Source organism: Mesorhizobium sp. M0052 (genome assembly GCF_040323255.1).
Lineage (GTDB): Bacteria > Pseudomonadota > Alphaproteobacteria > Rhizobiales > Rhizobiaceae > Mesorhizobium.
Genome location: NZ_JAMYUS010000004.1, coordinates 154,215 through 174,351 on the forward strand (window position 1 = coordinate 154,215; position 20,137 = coordinate 174,351).

The 20,137-nt window shown below is 63.3% G+C and carries 20 protein-coding genes; 19 read left to right on the plus strand and 1 reads right to left on the minus strand.

Annotation, left to right across the window (positions count from 1 at the left end; genetic code table 11):
* The first annotated feature begins 73 nt into the window (after positions 1 to 73).
* The 12 genes from tsaB (at position 74) to trmB (ending at position 11,325) form a co-directional block, all read left to right on the plus strand.
* The gene (gene tsaB / locus NKJ77_RS06575) at positions 74 to 751 is read left to right on the plus strand and encodes a tRNA (adenosine(37)-N6)-threonylcarbamoyltransferase complex dimerization subunit type 1 TsaB (protein WP_023669541.1); all 678 of its coding nucleotides are present in this window, start codon (positions 74 to 76) and stop codon (positions 749 to 751) included.
* A complete protein-coding gene (gene rimI, locus NKJ77_RS06580; RefSeq protein WP_023669542.1) occupies positions 751 to 1,245 on the plus strand; it encodes a ribosomal protein S18-alanine N-acetyltransferase in 495 nt (164 codons plus the stop codon). The genes tsaB and rimI overlap by 1 nt, the downstream gene beginning before the upstream one ends.
* Before the next feature lie 28 nt (positions 1,246 to 1,273).
* Entirely contained in the window at positions 1,274 to 2,074 is an 801-nt protein-coding gene (gene olsA, locus NKJ77_RS06585) for a lyso-ornithine lipid O-acyltransferase (protein WP_023696735.1), read from the plus strand.
* Positions 2,075 to 2,127: 53 nt separating this feature from the next.
* Positions 2,128 to 3,537, plus strand: a complete 1,410-nt coding sequence (miaB, locus tag NKJ77_RS06590) for a tRNA (N6-isopentenyl adenosine(37)-C2)-methylthiotransferase MiaB (protein ID WP_023831937.1) — start codon at positions 2,128 to 2,130, stop codon at positions 3,535 to 3,537.
* Between the two features lie 83 nt (positions 3,538 to 3,620).
* On the plus strand, positions 3,621 to 4,613 hold the full coding sequence (locus NKJ77_RS06595; protein WP_027049340.1) for a PhoH family protein: 993 nt from the start codon (positions 3,621 to 3,623) through the stop codon (positions 4,611 to 4,613).
* 17 nt (positions 4,614 to 4,630) lie between these two features.
* A complete protein-coding gene (ybeY, locus tag NKJ77_RS06600; RefSeq protein WP_023692587.1) occupies positions 4,631 to 5,137 on the plus strand; it encodes an rRNA maturation RNase YbeY in 507 nt (168 codons plus the stop codon).
* A 28-nt stretch (positions 5,138 to 5,165) separates the two neighbouring features.
* Positions 5,166 to 6,260, plus strand: a complete 1,095-nt coding sequence (locus NKJ77_RS06605; RefSeq protein ID WP_023831938.1) for a hemolysin family protein — start codon at positions 5,166 to 5,168, stop codon at positions 6,258 to 6,260.
* 20 nt (positions 6,261 to 6,280) lie between these two features.
* Positions 6,281 to 6,751: a VOC family protein gene (locus NKJ77_RS06610; protein ID WP_023831939.1), complete on the plus strand. Its 471-nt coding sequence runs from the start codon at positions 6,281 to 6,283 to the stop codon at positions 6,749 to 6,751.
* 77 nt (positions 6,752 to 6,828) lie between these two features.
* The gene (gene lnt, locus NKJ77_RS06615) at positions 6,829 to 8,421 is read left to right on the plus strand and encodes an apolipoprotein N-acyltransferase (RefSeq protein WP_023831940.1); all 1,593 of its coding nucleotides are present in this window, start codon (positions 6,829 to 6,831) and stop codon (positions 8,419 to 8,421) included.
* 137 nt (positions 8,422 to 8,558) lie between these two features.
* On the plus strand, positions 8,559 to 8,978 hold the full coding sequence (locus NKJ77_RS06620) for a helix-turn-helix domain-containing protein (RefSeq protein ID WP_023669550.1): 420 nt from the start codon (positions 8,559 to 8,561) through the stop codon (positions 8,976 to 8,978).
* A gap of 222 nt (positions 8,979 to 9,200) precedes the next feature.
* Positions 9,201 to 10,466: a methionine adenosyltransferase gene (metK, locus tag NKJ77_RS06625; RefSeq protein ID WP_023669551.1), complete on the plus strand. Its 1,266-nt coding sequence runs from the start codon at positions 9,201 to 9,203 to the stop codon at positions 10,464 to 10,466.
* A 157-nt stretch (positions 10,467 to 10,623) separates the two neighbouring features.
* Positions 10,624 to 11,325: a tRNA (guanine(46)-N(7))-methyltransferase TrmB gene (gene trmB / locus NKJ77_RS06630; RefSeq protein ID WP_023831941.1), complete on the plus strand. Its 702-nt coding sequence runs from the start codon at positions 10,624 to 10,626 to the stop codon at positions 11,323 to 11,325.
* 42 nt (positions 11,326 to 11,367) lie between these two features.
* Here trmB and NKJ77_RS06635 read toward each other — a convergent pair whose 3' ends face one another.
* The gene (locus NKJ77_RS06635; protein WP_023831942.1) at positions 11,368 to 11,532 is read right to left on the minus strand and encodes a hypothetical protein; all 165 of its coding nucleotides are present in this window, start codon (positions 11,530 to 11,532) and stop codon (positions 11,368 to 11,370) included.
* A gap of 335 nt (positions 11,533 to 11,867) precedes the next feature.
* On the opposite strand from NKJ77_RS06635, the gene rimP reads away from it, so the two are divergent.
* The 7 genes from rimP (at position 11,868) to corA (ending at position 20,093) form a co-directional block, all read left to right on the plus strand.
* Positions 11,868 to 12,512, plus strand: a complete 645-nt coding sequence (gene rimP / locus NKJ77_RS06640) for a ribosome maturation factor RimP (RefSeq protein WP_023669554.1) — start codon at positions 11,868 to 11,870, stop codon at positions 12,510 to 12,512.
* Positions 12,513 to 12,559: 47 nt separating this feature from the next.
* Positions 12,560 to 14,155 carry a transcription termination factor NusA gene (nusA, locus tag NKJ77_RS06645; RefSeq protein WP_352534618.1) on the plus strand — a complete coding sequence of 532 codons (1,596 nt, stop codon included), beginning with the start codon at positions 12,560 to 12,562 and terminating at the stop codon, positions 14,153 to 14,155.
* Between the two features lie 38 nt (positions 14,156 to 14,193).
* Positions 14,194 to 14,844, plus strand: coding sequence for an RNA-binding protein (locus NKJ77_RS06650; protein ID WP_023669556.1), 651 nt, complete (start codon positions 14,194 to 14,196; stop codon positions 14,842 to 14,844).
* A complete protein-coding gene (infB, locus tag NKJ77_RS06655; RefSeq protein ID WP_023826822.1) occupies positions 14,841 to 17,402 on the plus strand; it encodes a translation initiation factor IF-2 in 2,562 nt (853 codons plus the stop codon). Before NKJ77_RS06650 ends, infB begins: the two co-directional genes overlap by 4 nt.
* A gap of 161 nt (positions 17,403 to 17,563) precedes the next feature.
* Complete coding sequence (gene rbfA / locus NKJ77_RS06660; protein ID WP_023692585.1) at positions 17,564 to 17,983, plus strand: 30S ribosome-binding factor RbfA; 420 nt, start codon at positions 17,564 to 17,566, stop codon at positions 17,981 to 17,983.
* Positions 17,983 to 18,954, plus strand: a complete 972-nt coding sequence (gene truB / locus NKJ77_RS06665; protein ID WP_352534621.1) for a tRNA pseudouridine(55) synthase TruB — start codon at positions 17,983 to 17,985, stop codon at positions 18,952 to 18,954. The genes rbfA and truB overlap by 1 nt, the downstream gene beginning before the upstream one ends.
* Positions 18,955 to 18,998: 44 nt before the next feature.
* Complete coding sequence (corA, locus tag NKJ77_RS06670) at positions 18,999 to 20,093, plus strand: magnesium/cobalt transporter CorA (RefSeq protein ID WP_023682006.1); 1,095 nt, start codon at positions 18,999 to 19,001, stop codon at positions 20,091 to 20,093.
* Positions 20,094 to 20,137: the final 44 nt, after the last annotated feature.

Below are 20,137 nucleotides of genomic sequence, written 5' to 3' on the forward strand. Positions count from 1 at the left end.
CAATTTACGCGCTGGCTCTTGCGGCGGCGCGCCGTGGCGGGCAGAGGGAGACTGTTTTTCGAACCGGTCGCCCATGAAACTGCTCGCCATCGACTGTGCCGCCAATCTCTGCGCCGCTTGCGTCTATGACGCATCGGGCGGCAGAGAACTTGGCCGCTCGGTACTCGATCTCGGCAAAGGCCATGCCGAACACCTGATGGCTGTCATTGACGAAGCGCTGAAAGCGGACGGCACCGATTATGCCGGCCTTGGCGCCGTTGCGGTTTCCATCGGTCCGGGTTCCTTCACCGGCCTGCGGGTGGGCGTCTCGGCGGCGCGCGGCCTGGCGCTGGCGCTGAAGATCCCGGCGATCGGGGTAACGACACTGGAGGCGCTGGCGGCCGAGGCGAGGGCGGCATTTCCCGGCCGCCCGGTCCTGGCCGCTCTCGATGCCGGCCGCGAGGAAATCCATGCCGCGCTTTACGATGCGGAAGCGATTTTGCGCTATGGTCCGGCGGTGACCACACTTGCGCAAGCCGCGGGAATGGCGGCGGACAATCGTCCGGTGCTTGCCGGCACGGCCGCCGTGCAGATCGCAGCCGCGGCCGGTCGCGATTTCGATATCGGCCCGACGGCTGCCACCGCCGACATTGCCGTCTACGCCCGGCTCGCCGCTGCAAAAGGCGAGGGCGACAAGCCGAAGCCACTCTATCTGCGCGGCGCCGATGCCAAGGCGCAGGCCGGGTTCATCCTGTTGAGGCAGGAAAAGTGATGCGCATCCCTTTCCTCCAGCCGCGCCGCAGGGACTATGCGCTCGAGCCGCTGACCATCGCCGACAGCCCGGCAGCGTCGGTGCTGCACCGCGAGGATTTCGTCCGGCCCTGGACCGATGGCGAGTTCGCCGCGTTGCTCGAACAGGAAACCGTGTTCGGCTATGCCGCGCGCGAAATCGGCCAGGGCGCCAAGCCGCCGGTCGGCTTCGTGCTGGCCAGGCTTGCAGCCGGCGAGGGCGAGATTCTGACCGTGGCGGTGGCGCGCTCGCATCGCCGCCAGGGGCTCGGCTGGCAGTTGATGGACGCGGTACTGCGCGAATTGCATGCGCAGCGGGCCGAGGCGCTGTTCCTTGAGGTGGACGAGACCAATGTCGCTGCCATCGCCCTCTACCGGCGGCTGGGTTTCCGCCAGGTCGGCCACCGCGCCAATTATTACCGCTCGACCGAACATGGTCCTACCGGCGCGCTTGTCATGCGCCGCGATCTTCGCTAGCCAAAGTTTTGGGGCAGGGCCAAGCTGCATGATCGGAAAAATCAGGATTTTCCTGGCGCTGAGCCTCGTTGTCATCGGTTCGCTGGTCCTTGTGCCTTTGCAGCTGCTGTCGATGAAGACCGGAATCTGGCGCGAGACGGTCATTCTGAAGGCCTGGCACAGCCTCATCGTCCGGACGCTCGGCCTGCGCATCCATGTCAAAGGTGCGCTGTCCAGCCAGCGCCCGCTGCTGGTCGCCTCGAACCATATCTCCTGGACCGACATCATGGTGCTGGGCTCCTTTGCCGATGTGACCTTCATCGCTCGGGCGGACATGGAGGGATGGCCGCTGATCGGCTGGCTGTCGAAACTGCAGCGTACGGTCTTCATCGAACGCGAGCGCAAGCGGACAGCTGGCGACCAGGCCAGCGAGATCGCCAGCCGCATGGCCAAGGGCGACGCCATGGTGCTGTTTGCCGAGGGCTCTACCGGCGACGGCAACACCATCCTGCCGTTCAAGAGCACCTTGTTCGGCGCCGCCTCGATGGCGATTTCGGAAGGCGCGGCCGAGCAGGTCTTCATCCAGCCGCTGGCGATTGCCTACACGCGGGTGCACGGCGTGCCTCTCGGCCGTCGCCACCGGCCGCTCGCTGCCTGGATCGGCGATCAGGACCTGATGCCGCATCTCAAGGTGCTGATGGCCGAAGGCGCCATTGACGTCGAGGTGCATTTCGGCGAGCCCATCGCCTTTTCCAAGGGCTCGAACCGCAAGGAAACGTCGAGGCTGATGGAAAGCCAGGTGCGCGCCATGATGCAGGCCGCGCTCGCCGACCCGCGCCAGAGTCGGTAGCGCAACCTAGAATCGTCTGTTTTTTGTCACGGAAAGGCGTTAGAAGCCGCCGGATGGATTTGAACACGATAGAGCGGAACGAAACCGACAGCGCCTTGCAAAGCGCTGCTGTGGCGTCCGCCTCGGCCAAAAAGGTCTTCGTCAAGACCTATGGCTGCCAGATGAATGTCTATGACTCACAGCGCATGACCGATGCGCTGGCAGCCGACGGCTACACCGCGACCGATGTCATCGCCGACGCCGACCTGGTGCTGCTCAACACCTGCCATATCAGGGAGAAGGCGGCGGAAAAGGTCTATTCTGAGCTCGGCCGCATCCGCGACATGAAGGCTGAACGCGCAGCAGTTGGGCGCGAAATGCTGATCGGCGTCGCCGGTTGCGTCGCGCAGGCCGAAGGCGCGGAAATCATCCGCCGTTCGCCTGCTGTCGATCTGGTCATCGGCCCGCAGACCTATCACCGGCTGCCCGATGTGCTGGCCCGGGTGCGTGGCGGCGAGAAGATCGTCGAGACCGAATACGCCATCGAGGACAAGTTCGAGCATCTGCCGCAGCCGAAGCGTGCCGAAATGATCAAGCGCGGCGTCACCGCCTTCCTCACGGTGCAGGAAGGCTGCGACAAATTCTGCACCTTCTGCGTCGTGCCCTATACCAGGGGCTCGGAAGTGTCGCGGCCGGTGGCGCAGATCGTCGCCGAAGCCGAGCGGCTGGCCGATGCCGGTGTGCGCGAGGTGACGCTGCTGGGGCAGAACGTCAATGCATGGCACGGCAAGGGTGAGGATGGCATGGAATGGGGGCTTGGCCGTCTGCTGTTCCGGCTAGCCGAGATTCCCGGCTTGGCGCGGCTGCGCTACACCACCAGCCATCCGCGCGACATGGACGACGAATTGATCGCTGCCCATCGCGATCTCCCGGCTTTGATGCCTTATCTGCACCTGCCGGTGCAATCCGGGTCAGACCGCATCCTCAAGGCGATGAACCGCAGGCACACGGCCAAGGACTATCTGGCGCTGCTCGAGCGCATCCGCGCTGCACGCGGCGACATCGCGCTGTCCGGTGACTTCATCGTCGGCTTCCCCGGCGAAACCGACGCCGATTTCGAGGCGACGATGGATCTGGTGGGCCAGGTGAACTACGCCTCGGCCTTCTCGTTCAAATATTCGCCGCGTCCCGGCACGCCGGGCGCCGATATGCCCGATCACGTGCCGGAAGCGGTCAAGGACGAGCGCCTGCAACGCCTGCAGGCGCTGCTGCTGAAACAACAGCAGGATTTCGGCCTGAGCCTGGTCGGCTGCACCATCGACACGCTGATCGAGAAGCCCGGCCGTCAGGCCGGCCAGAAGGTCGGCCGCTCGCCCTGGCTGCAGCCGGTTATTGTTGATGAAAAGGCCGGCGAAATCGGTGACATTATCCGGGTGCGAATCACGAAGACGGGGTACAATAGCCTGTTCGCCGAGTTGGCTTGATGGCCTCGGCAGATGAGGAGAGACGGTTGAGCGCTGCTGAAGTGAAGACTCTGCCCCAGAACCAGACATCCGGGGCCTCTGACATGGCGCACATCGTTCTGACTTTCGACAACAACAAGCTTGCCAGCGCCCTGTACGGCCAGTTCGACGAGAACCTGGCCCGGCTCGAGCAGAAGCTCGGCGTCGACATCCGCTCGCGCGGCAACCAGTTGACCATCAAGGGCTCGGCCTCGGCGGCCGAACAGGCGCGCCGCGCACTCGACAATCTCTACGGCATTCTCCAGAAGGGCACCGATATCGGCCAGTCCGACGTCGATGGCGCCGTGCGCATGGCGATTGCCGCCGACGACCAGCTGACGCTGCCGACGCTGGAACGCAAGGGCAAGGTTTCGGCCGCCCAGATCTCCACCCGCAAGAAGACGATCTATGCCCGTTCGCTCAACCAGGACGCCTATATGCGGGCGCTGGAGCGTTCGGAACTTGTCTTCGGCATTGGCCCCGCCGGCACCGGCAAGACCTATCTGGCGGTGGCGCATGCGGCGATGCTGCTCGAACGCGGCATGGTCGAGCGCATCATTCTGTCACGGCCGGCGGTCGAGGCCGGCGAGCGGCTGGGCTTCCTGCCCGGCGACATGAAGGAAAAGGTCGATCCATATCTGCGGCCCCTCTATGACGCGCTCTACGACATGATGCCGGCCGACAAGGTCGAGCGTGCTATCGCTGCCGAGGTAATCGAAATCGCGCCGCTGGCCTTCATGCGCGGCCGCACGCTGGCGCATGCCGCCGTCATCCTCGACGAGGCGCAGAACACCACGCCGATGCAGATGAAGATGTTTTTGACCCGCCTCGGCGAGAATTCGCGCATGATCGTCACCGGCGATCCGACGCAGATCGATCTGCCTCCAAGCACCAAGTCGGGCCTCGTCGAAGCCTTGCGTGTCCTTGACGGCGTGGCGGGCGCGGTAACCGTGCGCTTCAACGATGTCGACGTTGTGCGCCACCCGCTGGTGGCCGAAATCGTCAGGGCCTATGACCGCGACGCCAAGCTGGCGCGCGGCCTCGGCGCCGAGAGCTGATGTGACGATGCGGGCTCATGCCTGAAGACATAAGACCTGGCGGCGGGGATAGTTCGGTTCCCGTCGAGATCGATATGTCGGTCGGGGCCGGCGACTGGCCCGACGAGGCGGCGCTGACGCGTCTGGTCAATCGCGCCGTGTCGGCTGCCTTTGCCGAAACCGCTGCTGCCGGTCCTTCCGAACTCAGCATCGTCTTTTCCGACGATGCCCATATCCGTACCCTCAATGCCGGCTGGCGCGGCAAGGACAAGGCGACCAACGTCTTGTCTTTCCCTGCTTTTCCGTTCCCCAGGGGTGGCAAGCTGCCGCCCATGCTGGGTGACATCGTGCTGGCCGCCGAGACGGTGGCGCGCGAAGCAGCCCTGGAAGACAAGCCCTTCGAGAACCATATCACCCATCTCGTCATCCACGGCCTGCTGCATTTGCTGGGCTACGATCACGAGACCGATGCAGAGGCCGAGGAGATGGAAGCCATCGAGCGCTCAGCGCTCGCAAGGCTTGCCATTCCCGATCCCTACACGTAATGACAAAAGACCAATTGACCGGACGACGATGAACGACAAACCAGAAACTGCCGCCCGCCCCGAGGCTGGCAGTGCGACAAAGCCTTCCGATACGACGGAAGAGGGATCGAGTCCGAGTCCCAGTTCCGGCAGCCCCGCTTCTGGTGGTATTGCCAGCGAGCCATCGCCTGCCGGTCCGTCCCTGTTCGACCGCGTCTTGGGCCTTTTCAGGCAGCGGAACGGCACCAGCCTGCGCGAGGAAATCGCCGGCGCGCTTGCCGAAACGACCAGCGATGCCGGGTCTTTCTCGCCCGGCGAACGCGCCATGCTCAACAACATATTGCGCCTGCGCGAGGTACGCGTCGAGGACGTCATGGTGCCGCGCGCCGATATTGAGGCCGTCGAGATCACCACGACGTTGGGCGATCTGCTCGGTCTGTTCGAGCAGTCCGGCCATTCCCGCATGCCGGTCTATTCCGAGACGCTCGACGATCCGCGCGGCATGGTTCACATCCGCGACGTGCTGGCCCACATCACCAACGTCGCCCGGGTCAAGAAGGGCAGAACATCCAGGAAGACGCCGGCAACGACGCTTCTCGACCTCGCCCAGGTCGATCTCGGCCGCACCATCGGCGACCTCAATCTGATCCGCCCGGTGCTGTTCGTGCCGCCCTCGATGCTTGCCTCCGACCTGATGGGCCATATGCAGACGACGCGAACCCAGATGGCGCTGGTCATCGACGAATATGGCGGCACCGATGGTCTCGCCTCGCTGGAAGACATCGTCGAGATGGTCGTCGGCGATATCGAGGACGAGCATGACGAGGACGAGCCGCTGATCACCCAGACCGGCGAGGGCGTGTTCGTCGTCGACGGCAAGGCCGAGATCGACGAGGTCGCCAAGATGATCGGCGAGGACTTTACCGCCGGTGAGCATGGTGAATATGTCGACACGATCGGCGGCATGATTTTCAACACGCTCGGTCGCGTGCCGGCGCGTGGTGAGGTTGTGCAAGCCATCCCCGGCTTCGAATTCCACGTGCTCGACGCCGATCCGCGCCGCGTCAAGCGGGTGCGCATCGTCCAGAACCAGAAGGGCGAGCGTCGCCGCCGCGTGACCGCCCCCCGCACCGAGCAGGCCTAGGACAGAACGTTGCCCGGCCGATGACGATCGACGATCCCTTCAAGCACTCAACCTTTGGCTCGGGTGTCTTCTACAAGGACCCGCGAGCCGCATTGAAATGGCTCGAAACGGCCTTCGGCTTCGAGCCGAGCATGGTGGTCAGCGATGCCGACGGACGGCTGGTCCATGCCGAAATGCGCTTTGGCGACGGCTACATCATCGTCGATTCCGAATGGGCCGATCATATTGCCAGTCCGGTAAGCGTCGGCGGCAAGAACACTCAGTCGGTCTGTGTGCGTCTGAAAGACGGCCTGGACGTGCATTGTGGGCGGGCAATGGCGGCTGGAGCCCAAATCGTCGAGGAGCCTGCCGACCATTTCTACGGCGAACGGCAGTATCGGGCACGCGACCCCGAAGGCCATGTCTGGACCTTCTCCCAGACCTTGCGCACCGTGCCGCGCGAGGAGGCCGAGCACCTGAGCGGGCTACCCATCGAGGGATGGCACCGATAGCGCAGCGATCGGCCGGTTCGCGTTTCAATAAATCTGATAAATCTTGGCTCTTGATTCGCGCGACCTGGGAAGTCTGTATGGAGCGCCTTGCCGGCCGGATAATTCTGCTTTGGGGCTGGCGGCGCGCGCTGGTGGCGTTTCTTGCCGGGGCGCTGGCGGTGCTCGCCCAGGCGCCTTACGATTTCTTCGCCGTCTGTTTCGTCTCGTTTCCACTGCTGGTCTGGCTCCTCGACGGCGCCACCGGCGAGGCTTCCGACGGCTGGCTCAGGCGCCTGCGGCCGGCTTTTGCCATCGGCTGGTGGTTCGGCTTCGGCTATTTCCTCGCCGGCCTATGGTGGATCGGCGAGGCGCTTCTGGTGGAGGCCGACAGTTTCGCCTGGGCCTTACCCTTCGCGGTCGTAGGCATTCCTTTGGCGCTGGCATTTTTCTACGGCTTCGCCACCGTCGTCGCGCGGCTGTTATGGACCAACGATATTGGCCGCGTTGCCGCCCTTGCCTTTGCTTTTGGCCTGACGGAATGGCTGCGCGGCTTCCTGTTCACCGGCTTTCCCTGGAATGCCGTCGGTTACGCGGCGATGCCCGTGCCGCTGTTGATGCAAAGCGTGTCGGTGACCGGCATGGTCGGCATGAACGCGCTGGCGGTCTTTGTCTTCGCCATGCCGGCCTTGCTTGCAGCACGCCGGCATGTCCGTCTCGGTGTGGTCCTGCTTGCCATTCTCGTCGCCGCTCATGCCGGCTTCGGCTATGTCAGGCTCGCGACCCCCGACAAGCCGGCAACCCGCACTCTCGATGTCCGCATCGTGCAACCGGATGTCGACCTCAGCGAAAAATGGGACGCCTCGGTGCGCGACCGCATCTTCGCCACCATGATGGGCCTGTCGGTCGCAGCGCCCGATCCCGGTCATGACAAACCGCAGTTGATCCTGTGGCCGGAGACCTCGGTACCCTTCCTGTTCACCGAGCGTCCGGACGCGCTGACCGCGCTCGGCGACATGCTGCAGCCTGGTCAGATGCTGATTGCCGGCGTCGTGCGCGAGGAGCGCGGATCGGGGGCGGATTCCGACAGCCGCTACTACAATTCGGTGGTGGCGATCGACGACAAGGGCGAAATCGCTGATGCCGTCGACAAGGTCCATCTGGTGCCGTTCGGCGAGTATCTGCCGTTTTCCGGTCTGCTCAGCCGCTTCGGCATCGGACAACTCGTCGCCGGGCCGATGAACTTCGCCGCCGGCAACGAGCGCCATCCGATCGCTCTGCCCGGCGGCATCAGCGCCTTGCCGTTTATTTGCTACGAGGTGATCTTTCCTGATCTGGTGGCTGTTGACGCCACGTCATCCCAGCTTATTGTGAACGTCACCAACGACGCATGGTTCGGCGACACGCCCGGGCCGTACCAGCATTTCAGGCAGGCTCAGATTCGCGCGGTGGAAAACGGATTGCCGTTGTTGCGCGCCGCCAACAACGGCATTTCCGCCGTTGTCGATACGCGGGGACGCATCGTCGACGCATTGGCGGTCGATGCACGTGGCGCCATCGACGTGCGGGTGCCGATCTCCGGCCAAGCCTTCATCTCCGCCGCGGGGCGGCGCATTAACGGAATGCTGATCATGTTGGTGTTTGCCGCAATCGCCCTCAGCTTGAACGTAAGGCAACGGCTACGGGTGAATTGACAGTCGACACATTAGAAACTCATACTGTTACCGCCTAATTTTCTCGAAGTCGGTTGGTGTTTCTGTTGGGGCAGTTGGCTCCGGCTTCGTTTGGGCGAGAAAAATAGAAAAGGCCGGAAAAATTCGGCGAGGAAAAAATGACAGAAGAAAACAAGAAGAAACCGAATCCGATCGACATCCATGTCGGAAGTCGCGTCCGCCTTCGGCGCAATATGCTTGGAATGAGCCAGGAAAAGCTTGGTGAAAATCTCGGTATTACGTTTCAGCAGATCCAAAAATATGAAAAAGGAACGAACCGCGTCGGCGCCAGCCGTCTGCAGGCAATAGCCTCGATACTCAGCGTGCCTGTCGCCTTCTTTTTCGAGGATGCGCCAGGGCAGGAGCCGGTGGGTAATAGAGGATTTGCCGAGGACACTTCGATGGCTTTCGCCGTCGAATTCTGCGGCAGTCCGGAAGGGCTTCAGCTCAACCGCGCGTTCGTCAAGATCGCGGATGTAAAGGTGCGCCGCCGGATTATCGACCTTGTGAAGTCCCTTTCTGCCGAAGATGCCGAGTGATTCGGTGGGTCGATTGACCCATTGGCCCCAGTAATCCCCTGGGCCCGAGTAGCCCAGAGGCTCGACTGCCGGCGGCGCCAAGCCGCCGGTGGTACAAGATATATTGCTGCGACACTCATGCCAGAACCGCGGCACCGCTTGACGAGCGGCGCCCGGCACCGTTAACACGTGGCGCGCCAAAATCGGCAGCCCTGCCGATCGTTTTTTCAAGAGGGGACACCCGTGACGCGGCAGAACTACTTCTTCACCTCGGAATCCGTGGCCGAGGGTCATCCCGATAAAGTCTGTGACCGCATCTCGGACGAGATCGTAGATCTGGTCTATCGCGAGGCCAAGAAGACCGGCATGGACCCATGGAAAGTCCGCGTCGCCTGCGAGACGCTCGCAACCACCAACCGCGTCGTCATCGCCGGCGAAGTAAGGGTTCCCGATACTCTGCTGAAGCGGGACAAAGCCGGCAACATCCTCAAGGACGCCGCCGGGCATTCGGTCGTCAACCCGGCCAAGTTCAAGTCGGTCGCCCGCAAGGCGATCCGCGAAATCGGCTACGAGCAGGCCGGCTTCCACTGGAAGACGGCAAAGATCGAGGTTCTGCTGCACGGCCAGTCGCCCGACATCGGCCAGGGCGTCGACAACGCCGCCGACCGCCAGGGCGAAGAGGGTGCCGGCGACCAGGGCATCATGTTCGGCTATGCCTGCCGCGAGACCCCGGACCTGATGCCGGCGCCGATCTATTACAGCCACAAGATTCTCGAACTGCTCGCCGCTGCCCGTCACGAAAACAACGGCGAAGCCGGCAAGCTCGGACCCGACGCCAAGAGCCAGGTCACCGTTCGCTATGTCGATGGCAAAGCCGCCGAAGCGACGCAGATCGTGCTGTCGACGCAGCATCTCGACGCGACCTGGGATTCCAAGAAGGTCCGCAAGGTCGTTGAGCCTTACATCCGTGAGGCGCTCGGCGACCTCAAGATCGCCGACGATTGCATGTGGTACATCAACCCGACGGGCAAGTTCGTCATCGGTGGACCGGACGGCGACGCCGGCCTGACCGGCCGCAAGATCATCGTCGACACCTACGGTGGTGCTGCCCCGCACGGCGGCGGCGCCTTCTCCGGCAAGGACACCACCAAGGTCGACCGCTCCGCCGCCTATGCGGCGCGCTATCTCGCCAAAAATGTAGTGGCGGCCAAGCTCGCCGACCGCTGCACCATCCAGCTGTCCTACGCCATCGGCGTTGCCCAGCCGCTGTCGGTCTATGTCGACCTGCACGGCACCGGCAAGGTCGACGAGGCCAAGCTCGAGGAAGCGCTGCGCACGGTGATGGATTTGTCGCCATCCGGCATCCGCAGGCATCTCGACCTCAACAAGCCGATCTACGCAAAGACCTCGTCCTACGGCCATTTCGGCCGCAAGGCCGGCCGAGACGGGTCCTTCTCCTGGGAAAAGACCGATCTGGCCAAGGCGCTCAAGGACGCGATCGCTGCTTAGGCATGATTCCAAAAAGTGGGTACCGGTTTTTTGGAAAAGATCATGCTCCAACAAAGGATTAGATTGAGATGAGATTTCAGCCAAATCTCATCTCAATCCCAAATCTCATCTCAATCCCAAATCTCATCTCAATCTAAGCGCGGCGCGCGACCAGGCCATGGATCCACAGGACAGGCGGAGCCGCGCGACCGAAGGGTTCTTCGGCCGCCGGCACGGCAAGACCATTCGCCCGCAGCAGGCCGCGGCGCTGGAAAGCGGTCTTGGGGCGTATGGCCTCGACCTCTCCGTCCAGGCACCGGCAGAATTGCGCGCGCTATTCTCAGCGGATGTTTCAACGGTTCGGCTGGAAATCGGCTTCGGCGGCGGTGAGCATCTGCTGTACCGTGCCACGGAGGCACCGGCGACCGGCTTCATCGGTGCCGAGCCGTTCGTCAACGGCATGGCCAAGCTGATGATGGCGGTGCGGGAAAAGCCGCTTGCCAATCTTCGCGTTTATGACGACGACGCCACGCGCCTGCTCGATTGGTTGCCGCAGGCGTCGCTCGACGGCATCGATCTGCTCTACCCCGATCCCTGGCCGAAGAAAAAGCACTGGAAGCGGCGTTTTGTCAGCCCGCTCAACCTCGATCGGTTCGCGCGCGTGCTGAAGCCGGGCGGAAGCTTCCGCTTCGCATCCGACATCGACACCTATGTGAACTGGACCTTGTTGCACTGCCGGGCGCATGGTGCGCTCCTATGGCAAGCGGAGGACGCGGCCGACTGGCACCGGCCCTATGAGAGCTGGCCGGGCACACGCTACGAGGCAAAAGCCTTTCGCGAGGGCCGACGGCCGGCCTATCTCACCTTCATCAGAAAATAGTTCGATGCGGGAAAGTGTCCCGCATCGACAGCCGGTCTGGCTTCAGAAACGGCCGATCTTGCCGAAAGCGGTCGGGTCCATGCCGAGCCGGCGCAGATCGTTGGCGCGCGGCTTGCGGCCGGCTTCGACGGCCCGCGAGGCGGCAACGGCGCTGCCGAACAGGGCAAAGGCCTCGCCTATGGCGGAAAACACGGTACGGTTGCTCATTGTCTTGACCTTTCGCGCGCCAACGCGCGCTCATCTTTGATTTGTGCAGTGCACCATAGATAGCGATGTGACATCCGGGATCACAGGGCCGTTACCGCATAGCCGGCATGCGCCCCGCGCAATCCTGCCAGCCGTCGCCGGCTGCACTCTGCCCGGCCCGTCAACAGACTTGAAACACTGGCCGGGATCGTTTATATCAGCCTCAAATTCTTGGTCGGTATGACGAAGAGTGGGTCCACCCGGTCCCGCTCTTTTTTATTACCTGCCGGTCAGCCATCAGCAAAGAGATGGTTCGGGACGACGATCATCCTGATCCAGAGAACGACAGGAACCGCATGACTGCAACGGCAAGCGAAGCCGACGACCGCATCATCCGCGAAAGCGGTATCGATGCGCGCATCGCGCTGATCGTTCAGCCGGTGTTGCGAGGCATTGGCTTCCGCCTCGTGCGGGTGCATCTGTCGGGCCAGAACGGCCTGACGCTGCAGATCATGGCCGAACGCGAAGACGGCACCATGACCGTCGAGGATTGCGAAGAGGTCAGCCGCGCTGTGTCGCCGGCGCTCGACGTCGATGACCCGATCGAGAAGGCCTATCATCTCGAAGTGTCGTCGCCGGGCATCGACCGGCCGCTGGTACGCAAGTCGGATTTCGTCACCTGGACCGGCCATCTGGTGAAGATGGAAACCTCGGTGCCGGTCGCCGACCGCAAGCGCTTCAAGGGCAAGATCGCCGAAGCCGGCGAAGACGACATGCTGCTCGAGCGCGACAAGGCCGCCTACGGCGAAGAGCCGACGGTTCGCATTCCTTATGACGCGATCGCCGATGTGCGGCTGATCCTCACCGACGACCTTATTCGCGATGCCCTTTCGAAGGACAACCGGGAACGCAAGGAAGCCAAGAAACGCCGCGGCGAAGCTGATGATGCACCCGAAGGTGCTGAAGGCGGCGCGGAAGACGAAATCGAACAGGAACTATGATGAGCGGCCGGGCCTAAAAGCTCGGCAACAAGCTCGGGAGAAATAAGATGGTTGTAAGCGCCAACAGACTTGAACTGCTGCAGATCGCCGACGCGGTGGCGCGTGAAAAGTCGATCGACAAGTCGATCGTCATTGCCGCCATGGCTGATGCGATCCAGAAGGCCGCGCGCTCGCGCTACGGCCAGGAAACCAACATCCGCGCCGACATCAACGCCAACACCGGCGAGATGAAGCTGCAGCGGCTGATGGAAGTGGTCGAGAAGGTCGACGACTACGCCACCCAGATCGCCATTTCCTCGGCCCGCGAGCGCAATCCGGACGCCCAGCTTGGCGACTTTATCGCCGAACAGCTGCCGCCAATGGATTTCGGCCGCATCGCCGCCCAGTCAGCCAAGCAGGTCATCGTGCAGAAAGTGCGCGAGGCCGAGCGCGACCGCCAGTATGACGAATACAAGGACCGCATCGGCGAGATCGTCAACGGCACCGTCAAGCGCGTCGAATATGGCAACGTCATCGTCGATCTCGGCCGTGGCGAGGCGATTATCCGCCGCGACGAGCTGATCCCGCGTGAAAACTACAAGTACGGCGACCGCGTCCGCGCCTATGTCTACGACGTGCGCCGCGAACAGCGCGGCCCGCAGATATTCCTGTCGCGCACCCATCCGCAGTTCATGGCCAAGCTCTTCACCATGGAAGTGCCGGAAATCTATGACGGCATCATCGAGATCAAGTCGGTCGCCCGCGACCCAGGCTCGCGCGCTAAGATCGCCGTCATTTCGCGTGACTCGTCGATCGATCCGGTCGGCGCCTGCGTCGGTATGCGCGGCAGCCGCGTCCAGGCCGTGGTCGGCGAATTGCAGGGCGAAAAGATCGACATCATTCCGTGGTCGCCTTCGGCCGCCTCCTTCATCGTCAACGCGCTGCAGCCGGCGGAAGTCGCCAAGGTGGTGCTCGACGAGGATGCCGAGCGCATCGAAGTGGTGGTTCCCGACGACCAGCTGTCGCTGGCCATCGGCCGTCGCGGCCAGAACGTGCGTCTTGCCTCGCAGCTCACCGGCTGGGACATCGACATCCTGACCGAGGCCGAGGAGTCTGAGCGCCGCCAGAAGGAATTCGTCGAACGCTCGTCGCTGTTCATGGAAGCCCTTGATGTCGACGAGATGGTCGGCCAGGTGTTGGCCTCCGAAGGCTTCACCAGCGTCGAGGAAGTTGCCTATGTCGATTCGGGCGAGATCGCCTCGATCGACGGTTTCGACGAAGACACCGCTTCGGAGATCCAGACCCGCGCCCGCGAATATCTGGAGAAGATCGAAGCCGAGCATGACGACAAGCGCAAGGCGCTGGGCGTCACCGACGAACTGCGCGAGATCCCTGGCGTCACCACCGCCATGATGGTGACGCTCGGCGAGGATGGCGTGAAGACGATCGAGGATTTCGCCGGCTATGCCGCCGACGACCTGACCGGCTGGAAGGAACGCAAGGACGGCGAGACCAAGGTATTCCCGGGTGTGCTCGCCAATCACGGCGTGTCGCGCGCCGACGCCGAGCAGATGGTTCTGGCAGCCCGCCTCAAGGCCGGCTGGATCACCGAAGACGAGCTTGCAGCCGAACAGGTCCCGGCTGACGAAGCCGTTGGTGTGTGAGGTGAAACCGCATCGCACACAACCCGCCCCAGGACGAGATGAACGATCGCACCTGCATCGTCACGCGCAAGCAAGCCGAGCCGGATGAGCTGATCCGTTTCGTCGTCGGCCCGGATTCGGCCGTCGTTCCTGACCTGAAGAGAAATCTGCCCGGCCGTGGTTGTTGGGTGAGCGCCGACCGCCTACATATCGACAAGGCGGCGGCGAAGAACCTGTTTGCCCGCGCCTTCAAGGCGCAGGTCGTCGTGCCGCCCGATCTCGGCGGCATGGTCGACGGACTGCTTGCACGATCCGCTTTGGGTATGCTTGGCCTTGCCCGCAAGGCTGGCTCGATCGCACTCGGCGCAACCAAGGTCGAGAGCGCGGTGCGCTCGGGGTTGGCGCTTTTCGTGCTCCACGCGACCGAGGCATCCGACGATGGCGTGCGCAAGATCAGTCAGGCGCGGCGGGCAACTGTCCACCTCGGCGGGCCGGCAGTCCTTGCCTACAAACTTTTCTCCGAGGCCGAGTTGAGCTTGGCATTGGGGGGTACAAATGTGATACATGCTGCCGTTCTCGCGGGAGACGCGGGCAAGGCGGTTGAGAGGCGCATGGTTGCGCTCGACCGATATCGGGGCGGAACCCCCGACGATCTGGCAATGCTTGCGGCCGTTGCTGACGAAGATGATGCTGCAGAGGATATGGAATGAGCGATACGAAATCGGGCGACGACAAGACGTTGAGTGTTACACCGAAGAAGACCTTGACGCTGAAGCGCCCCGGTACCGAGCAGAGCGTCGTGCGACAGAATTTCTCGCATGGCCGCACCAAGCAGGTCCAGGTCGAGATCAAGAAGCGCAAATTCTCCATGCCCGGCGACAAGCCGGAGCCGGTGGCTGCACCCGTATTTACGCCCAAGCCCGCGGTAGTGGCAGCCCCCGTCGTGCAGGAAGCGCCCAAGGCGCCGCCTCCGCCCCCGGCCGAACGCGGCGGCATGGTGCTGAACGAACTGTCGCGCAATGAAATGGAAGCGCGCCGCAGGGCGCTCGAAGGCTCCAAGGTTCGCGACGTCGAGGACCGCCAACGCGCCATCGAAGAGGCCAAGCGCCGCAACGAGGATGAGGAACGCCGCAAGCGCGAGCGCGAGGAATCCGCGCGCCGTCAGGCCGAGGAAGAAGCCCGCCTGCAGACCGAGGCCGAGTCCCGCCGCCGCGCCGAGGAAGAAGCGCGCCGCCGCGCGCCGCAGGCTGCCGAGCTTGTGGCATCGGACGACGAGGAAGAGGTCAAGCCGAAGCGCACCGCCGCCGGCGCCCCGGTACGCCGTCCGGTTACGCCCGAAGTGGCGCGCCCGGCCAAGCCGACCAAGGCCGAGGAAGACCGTCGTCGCGGCAAGCTGACCCTCAACACGGCTCTTTCCGACGAGGACGCGCGCGCCCGCTCGCTGTCGTCCATGCGTCGCCGCCAGGAAAAATTCAAGCGCGCGATGCACAATGAGCCGCGCGAGAAGGTTATGCGCGAAGTGATCCTGCCTGAAACCATCACCATCCAGGAACTGGCGCAGCGCATGTCCGAGCGCGCCGTCGATGTGGTTAAGTACTTCATGAAGCAGGGCCAGATCCTGAAGCCGGGCGACATCATCGACGCCGACACGGCCGAGCTGGTCGCCACCGAATTCGGCCACACGGTCCGCCGCGTCGCCGAGTCCGACATCGAGGAAGGCCTGTTCAACATTGCCGACAATGCCGAGGACCTGGTGTCGCGGCCACCTGTCGTGACCATCATGGGCCATGTCGACCACGGCAAGACCTCGCTGCTCGACGCAATCCGCAATGCCAATGTCGTCTCCGGCGAAGCCGGCGGCATCACCCAGCATATCGGCGCCTACCAGGTCGAGAAGAACGGGCAGAAGATCACCTTCATCGACACGCCCGGTCACGCCGCCTTCACGGCGATGCGCGCCCGCGGCGCTCAGGCGACCGACATCGCCATCCTGGTGGTGGCGGCCGACGACAGCGTCATGCCGCAGACCATCGAATCGATCAGCCATGCCAAGGCGGCCGGCGTTCCGATCATCGTGGCGATCAACAAGATCGACAAGCATGATGCCGATCCGCAGAAGGTGCGGTCGGAACTGCTGCGCCATGAGGTGTTCGTCGAATCGATGGGCGGTGAAGTGCTGGACGTCGAAGTGTCGGCGACCAAGGGCACCAACCTCGACAAGCTGCTCGAGGCGATCCTGCTGCAGGCCGAAATCCTCGACCTCAAGGCCAATCCGGACCGTACCGCCGAGGGCGTGGTCATCGAAGCCCAGCTCGACAAGGGCCGTGGCCCCGTCGCCACCGTACTGGTGCAGACCGGCACTTTGATGCCGGGCGACATCCTCGTCGCCGGCAACGAATGGGGCCGGGTGCGCGCGCTGGTCAACGACCATGGCGAGCAGATCAAGGAGGCGCCGCCGGCAATGCCGGTCGAGGTGCTCGGCCTGCAAGGCACGCCGCAAGCCGGCGACCGCTTCGCTGTCGTCAACAACGAGGCCCGCGCCCGTGAGATCACCGAATATCGCCAGCGTCTGGCGCGCGAGAAGGCAGTGGCTCGCCATGCCGGCCAGCGCGGCTCGCTCGAACAGATGATGTCGCAGCTGCAGACGAGCGGGTTGAAGGAATTCCCGCTGGTCATCAAGGGCGACGTGCAGGGTTCGATCGAGGCGATCAACGCCGCTCTCGACAAGCTTGGCACCGACGAGGTGCGTGCGCGCATCGTTCATGCCGGCGCCGGCGCCATCACCGAAAGCGACGTGTCGCTGGCGGAGACCTCGGGGGCCGCGATCATCGGCTTCAACGTCCGTGCCAACGTGCAGGCACGTGCGGCCGCGGCGGCCGCGGGCATCGAAATCCGCTACTACTCGATCATCTACAACCTCGTCGACGATGTGAAGGCAGCACTTTCCGGCCTGCTGTCGCCGGAACGCCGCGAGACCTTCATCGGCAATGCCGAGATCCTCGAGATCTTTGACATCACCAAGGTCGGCAAGATCGCCGGCTGCCGTGTCACCGAAGGCAAGGTCGAGCGTGGAGCGGGCGTGCGCCTGATCCGCGACAACGTCGTCATCCACGAAGGTACGCTGAAGACCCTCAAGCGCTTCAAGGATGAAGTCGCGGAAGTTCCGGGCGGCCAGGAGTGCGGCATGGCCTTCCAGAACTACGAGGACATGCGCGTCGGCGACATCATCGAGTGCTTCCGCGTCGAGATGGTGACCCGGACGCTCTGAGTTCGTATACTGTCGATACGACCGGGCGGTGGTCGAAAGACCGCCGCCCTAACTTTAATGCCTGTCGCCCAAAAGTGCGGGATAAACGACATGCATAGAACAAATATGAGACATGGCGGCACGGTCCCATCCCGCGCCTCACGCTTTCCGGATTGAGAAAAATGCCCCGTCCAACCGCCTCCAGCCCATCCCAGCGCATGCTTCGCGTCGCCGAACAGGTGCGCCATGCGCTGTCGGAAACCTTGCAGCGCGGCGAGATTATCGACCCGCTGATCGAGAACACCGTGGTTTCGGTCTCGGAAGTGCGCATGTCCACTGATCTGAGGGTCGCAACGGCCTTCGTTTCGCCGCTCGGCGCCAAGGACACGGGTGCGGTCATCGACGCGCTCAACAAGCACGCGAAGTTCGTGCGTGGCCGCGTCTCCGGCGCGCTCCGCCAGATGAAGTTCATGCCGGAGTTCCGCTTCAAGCTCGATACGTCCTTCGACAATTTCGCCAGGATCAACGATTTGCTGAAATCGCCGGAAGTCGCGCGAGACTTGGGTACCGATGGCGAAGACAACGACAAGGACGAGAAATAGTGGGGCGCCGCGGCAAGAAGAAGGGCCGGCCGATCTCCGGCTGGGTGGTGCTGGACAAGCCGGTTGGCATGGGTTCGACCGAAGCCGTCTCCAAGATCAAATGGCTTTTCCAGGCCGAAAAGGCCGGCCATGCCGGCACGCTCGACCCGCTGGCCTCTGGCATGCTGCCGATCGCGCTGGGCGAGGCAACCAAGACCGTGCCTTATGTGCAGGACGGCGCCAAAATCTACCGGTTCACCGTCGCTTGGGGCGAGGAGCGTTCGACCGACGATCTCGAAGGCCCGGTGACGCAAAGTTCCGACCGCCGTCCGGCGCAAGAAGATGTCAGGGCGCTGCTGCCGAACTACACCGGCGTCATCATGCAGACACCGCCGCAATTCTCGGCCATCAAGATATCAGGCGAACGCGCCTACGATCTCGCCCGTGGGGGCGAGACAGTCGACATCCCCGCGCGCGAGATCGAGATCGGCCGTCTGGACATCGTCGAGCACGCTGCCGACCACACCTTGTTCGAGGTCGAATGCGGCAAAGGCACCTATGTGCGCTCGCTGGCCCGCGACATGGGCCGCGACCTCGGCTGCTTCGGCCACATCGCCGAATTGCGCAGGGTCGAGGTCGAGCCGTTCACCCAGGAGGATTTCGTCACCGTCGCCGAACTGGAAGGCGCCCGTTTCGGCGAACAGCGCGAAGCTGACAAAGAGGGCGACGCCGATGTTGCCGACGCGCCGATCGACTTTGGCGCCATCGATGCGCTGCTCGTCGACACGGCCGCCGCGCTCGACTGCCTGCCGCAGATTGCCATCAGCGACGAAGCGGCGACGAAAATCCGGCTTGGCAATCCCGTCATCATCCGCGGCCGCGACGCGCCCGTGGAAGCCGAGGAAGCCTGCGCCACCGCGCGCGGCAAGCTTGTCGCCATCGGCGCCATCGAGCAAGGCATGTTCAAGCCGAAGCGGGTCTTTGCCGGCTGACCACTCTCGTCTAGTCTTACGTCGACGTCACATCCGAGGGGCACATGGCAAAGGCTGAGGCGGTGAAGAAGCGGGCGCCGGTGACAACGCGCCGGCCGCCGGTTGGCGCCTCGCCTGGCACGCTGATCGCCGATCCGGCGGCGCGACGGTCCGAGCTGCGGCTGACGCTGATTTCGCCTGAAAAATTCAAGACCATCAACGACGCCAGCATCGACGATCTCAACACCCATTGCGACAACTGGCCGGTCGTCTGGCTGGACTGCACCGGTCTCGCCAACATCCAGCTGATCGAGGAGATCGGCCGGATCTTCAACCTGCATCCACTGGCTCTGGAAGATGTCGTCAACACCGGCCAGCGGCCGAAGGTCGACTTCTTCGAGGACCACGCCTTCGTCGTCATGCGCATGATCGACGACGTCAAGGTACATCGCTATGAGCAGATCGCGGTGTTCTTCGGCAAGAAATTCGTCGTCACCTTCCAGGAGCGCGAAGGCGATCCGTTCGACCCCGTGCGCAAGCGCATCGCCGCAGCGTTGCCCAACCGCTTGCGGATGCGCGGCGCCGACTATCTGGCCTATGCGCTCATCGATTCCATCGTCGACAGCTATTTCCCGCCGATTGAGGCCGCTAGCGAGGAGGTCGATGGCATCGAGGACGAGATGCTCAACACGCCTCACAAGCATCAGATGCGCCAGCTGCACGAATTGCGGCGCGACGCCAATGTGCTCAAGGGCGTGCTGTGGCCGATGCGCGACGCGCTGGCGACGCTGATCCGCAACGACGTGCCCTATGTGAAGCCGGAGACGAAAATCTTCTTCAACGACACGCTCGACCACGCATTGCGGCTGATCGAGCTGGTCGAGAACCAGCGTGATATGCTGACCGGCTTGATCGAAATGCATTTGTCGCTGAGCCAGGCGCGCACCAACGATGTGATCTCTTATCTCACCATCGTCTCGGTGATTTTCATGCCGCTAACCTTCCTGGTCGGTATCTGGGGGATGAATTTCGATCCCGAGAGCTCGCCGTGGAACATGCCGGAACTGAAAGCCTACTATGGCTACCCGGCTTCGCTGCTGTTCATGCTGGCCGTTGCTGTCGGGCTGATCGTCTTCTTCAAAAGCAAGAAGTGGCTGTAAGCTTCAGGTGTCAGGGGGATCCTGGATTCCTGAGCAAAGGGCTG

Coding starts and splice junctions, on each gene's coding strand:
- lnt (WP_023831940.1), top strand. CDS start 6,829: ATGGAGCGCCTTGCCGGCCGGATAATTCTGCTTTGGGGCTGGCGGCGC.
- tsaB (WP_023669541.1), top strand. CDS start 74: ATGAAACTGCTCGCCATCGACTGTGCCGCCAATCTCTGCGCCGCTTGC.
- NKJ77_RS06605 (WP_023831938.1), top strand. CDS start 5,166: ATGAACGACAAACCAGAAACTGCCGCCCGCCCCGAGGCTGGCAGTGCG.
- NKJ77_RS06635 (WP_023831942.1), bottom strand. CDS start 11,532: ATGAGCAACCGTACCGTGTTTTCCGCCATAGGCGAGGCCTTTGCCCTG.
- NKJ77_RS06595 (WP_027049340.1), top strand. CDS start 3,621: ATGGCGCACATCGTTCTGACTTTCGACAACAACAAGCTTGCCAGCGCC.
- ybeY (WP_023692587.1), top strand. CDS start 4,631: ATGCCTGAAGACATAAGACCTGGCGGCGGGGATAGTTCGGTTCCCGTC.
- NKJ77_RS06610 (WP_023831939.1), top strand. CDS start 6,281: ATGACGATCGACGATCCCTTCAAGCACTCAACCTTTGGCTCGGGTGTC.
- olsA (WP_023696735.1), top strand. CDS start 1,274: ATGATCGGAAAAATCAGGATTTTCCTGGCGCTGAGCCTCGTTGTCATC.
- corA (WP_023682006.1), top strand. CDS start 18,999: ATGGCAAAGGCTGAGGCGGTGAAGAAGCGGGCGCCGGTGACAACGCGC.
- trmB (WP_023831941.1), top strand. CDS start 10,624: ATGGATCCACAGGACAGGCGGAGCCGCGCGACCGAAGGGTTCTTCGGC.
- rimP (WP_023669554.1), top strand. CDS start 11,868: ATGACTGCAACGGCAAGCGAAGCCGACGACCGCATCATCCGCGAAAGC.
- rimI (WP_023669542.1), top strand. CDS start 751: ATGCGCATCCCTTTCCTCCAGCCGCGCCGCAGGGACTATGCGCTCGAG.
- rbfA (WP_023692585.1), top strand. CDS start 17,564: ATGCCCCGTCCAACCGCCTCCAGCCCATCCCAGCGCATGCTTCGCGTC.
- NKJ77_RS06620 (WP_023669550.1), top strand. CDS start 8,559: ATGACAGAAGAAAACAAGAAGAAACCGAATCCGATCGACATCCATGTC.
- nusA (WP_352534618.1), top strand. CDS start 12,560: ATGGTTGTAAGCGCCAACAGACTTGAACTGCTGCAGATCGCCGACGCG.
- miaB (WP_023831937.1), top strand. CDS start 2,128: ATGGATTTGAACACGATAGAGCGGAACGAAACCGACAGCGCCTTGCAA.
- NKJ77_RS06650 (WP_023669556.1), top strand. CDS start 14,194: ATGAACGATCGCACCTGCATCGTCACGCGCAAGCAAGCCGAGCCGGAT.
- infB (WP_023826822.1), top strand. CDS start 14,841: ATGAGCGATACGAAATCGGGCGACGACAAGACGTTGAGTGTTACACCG.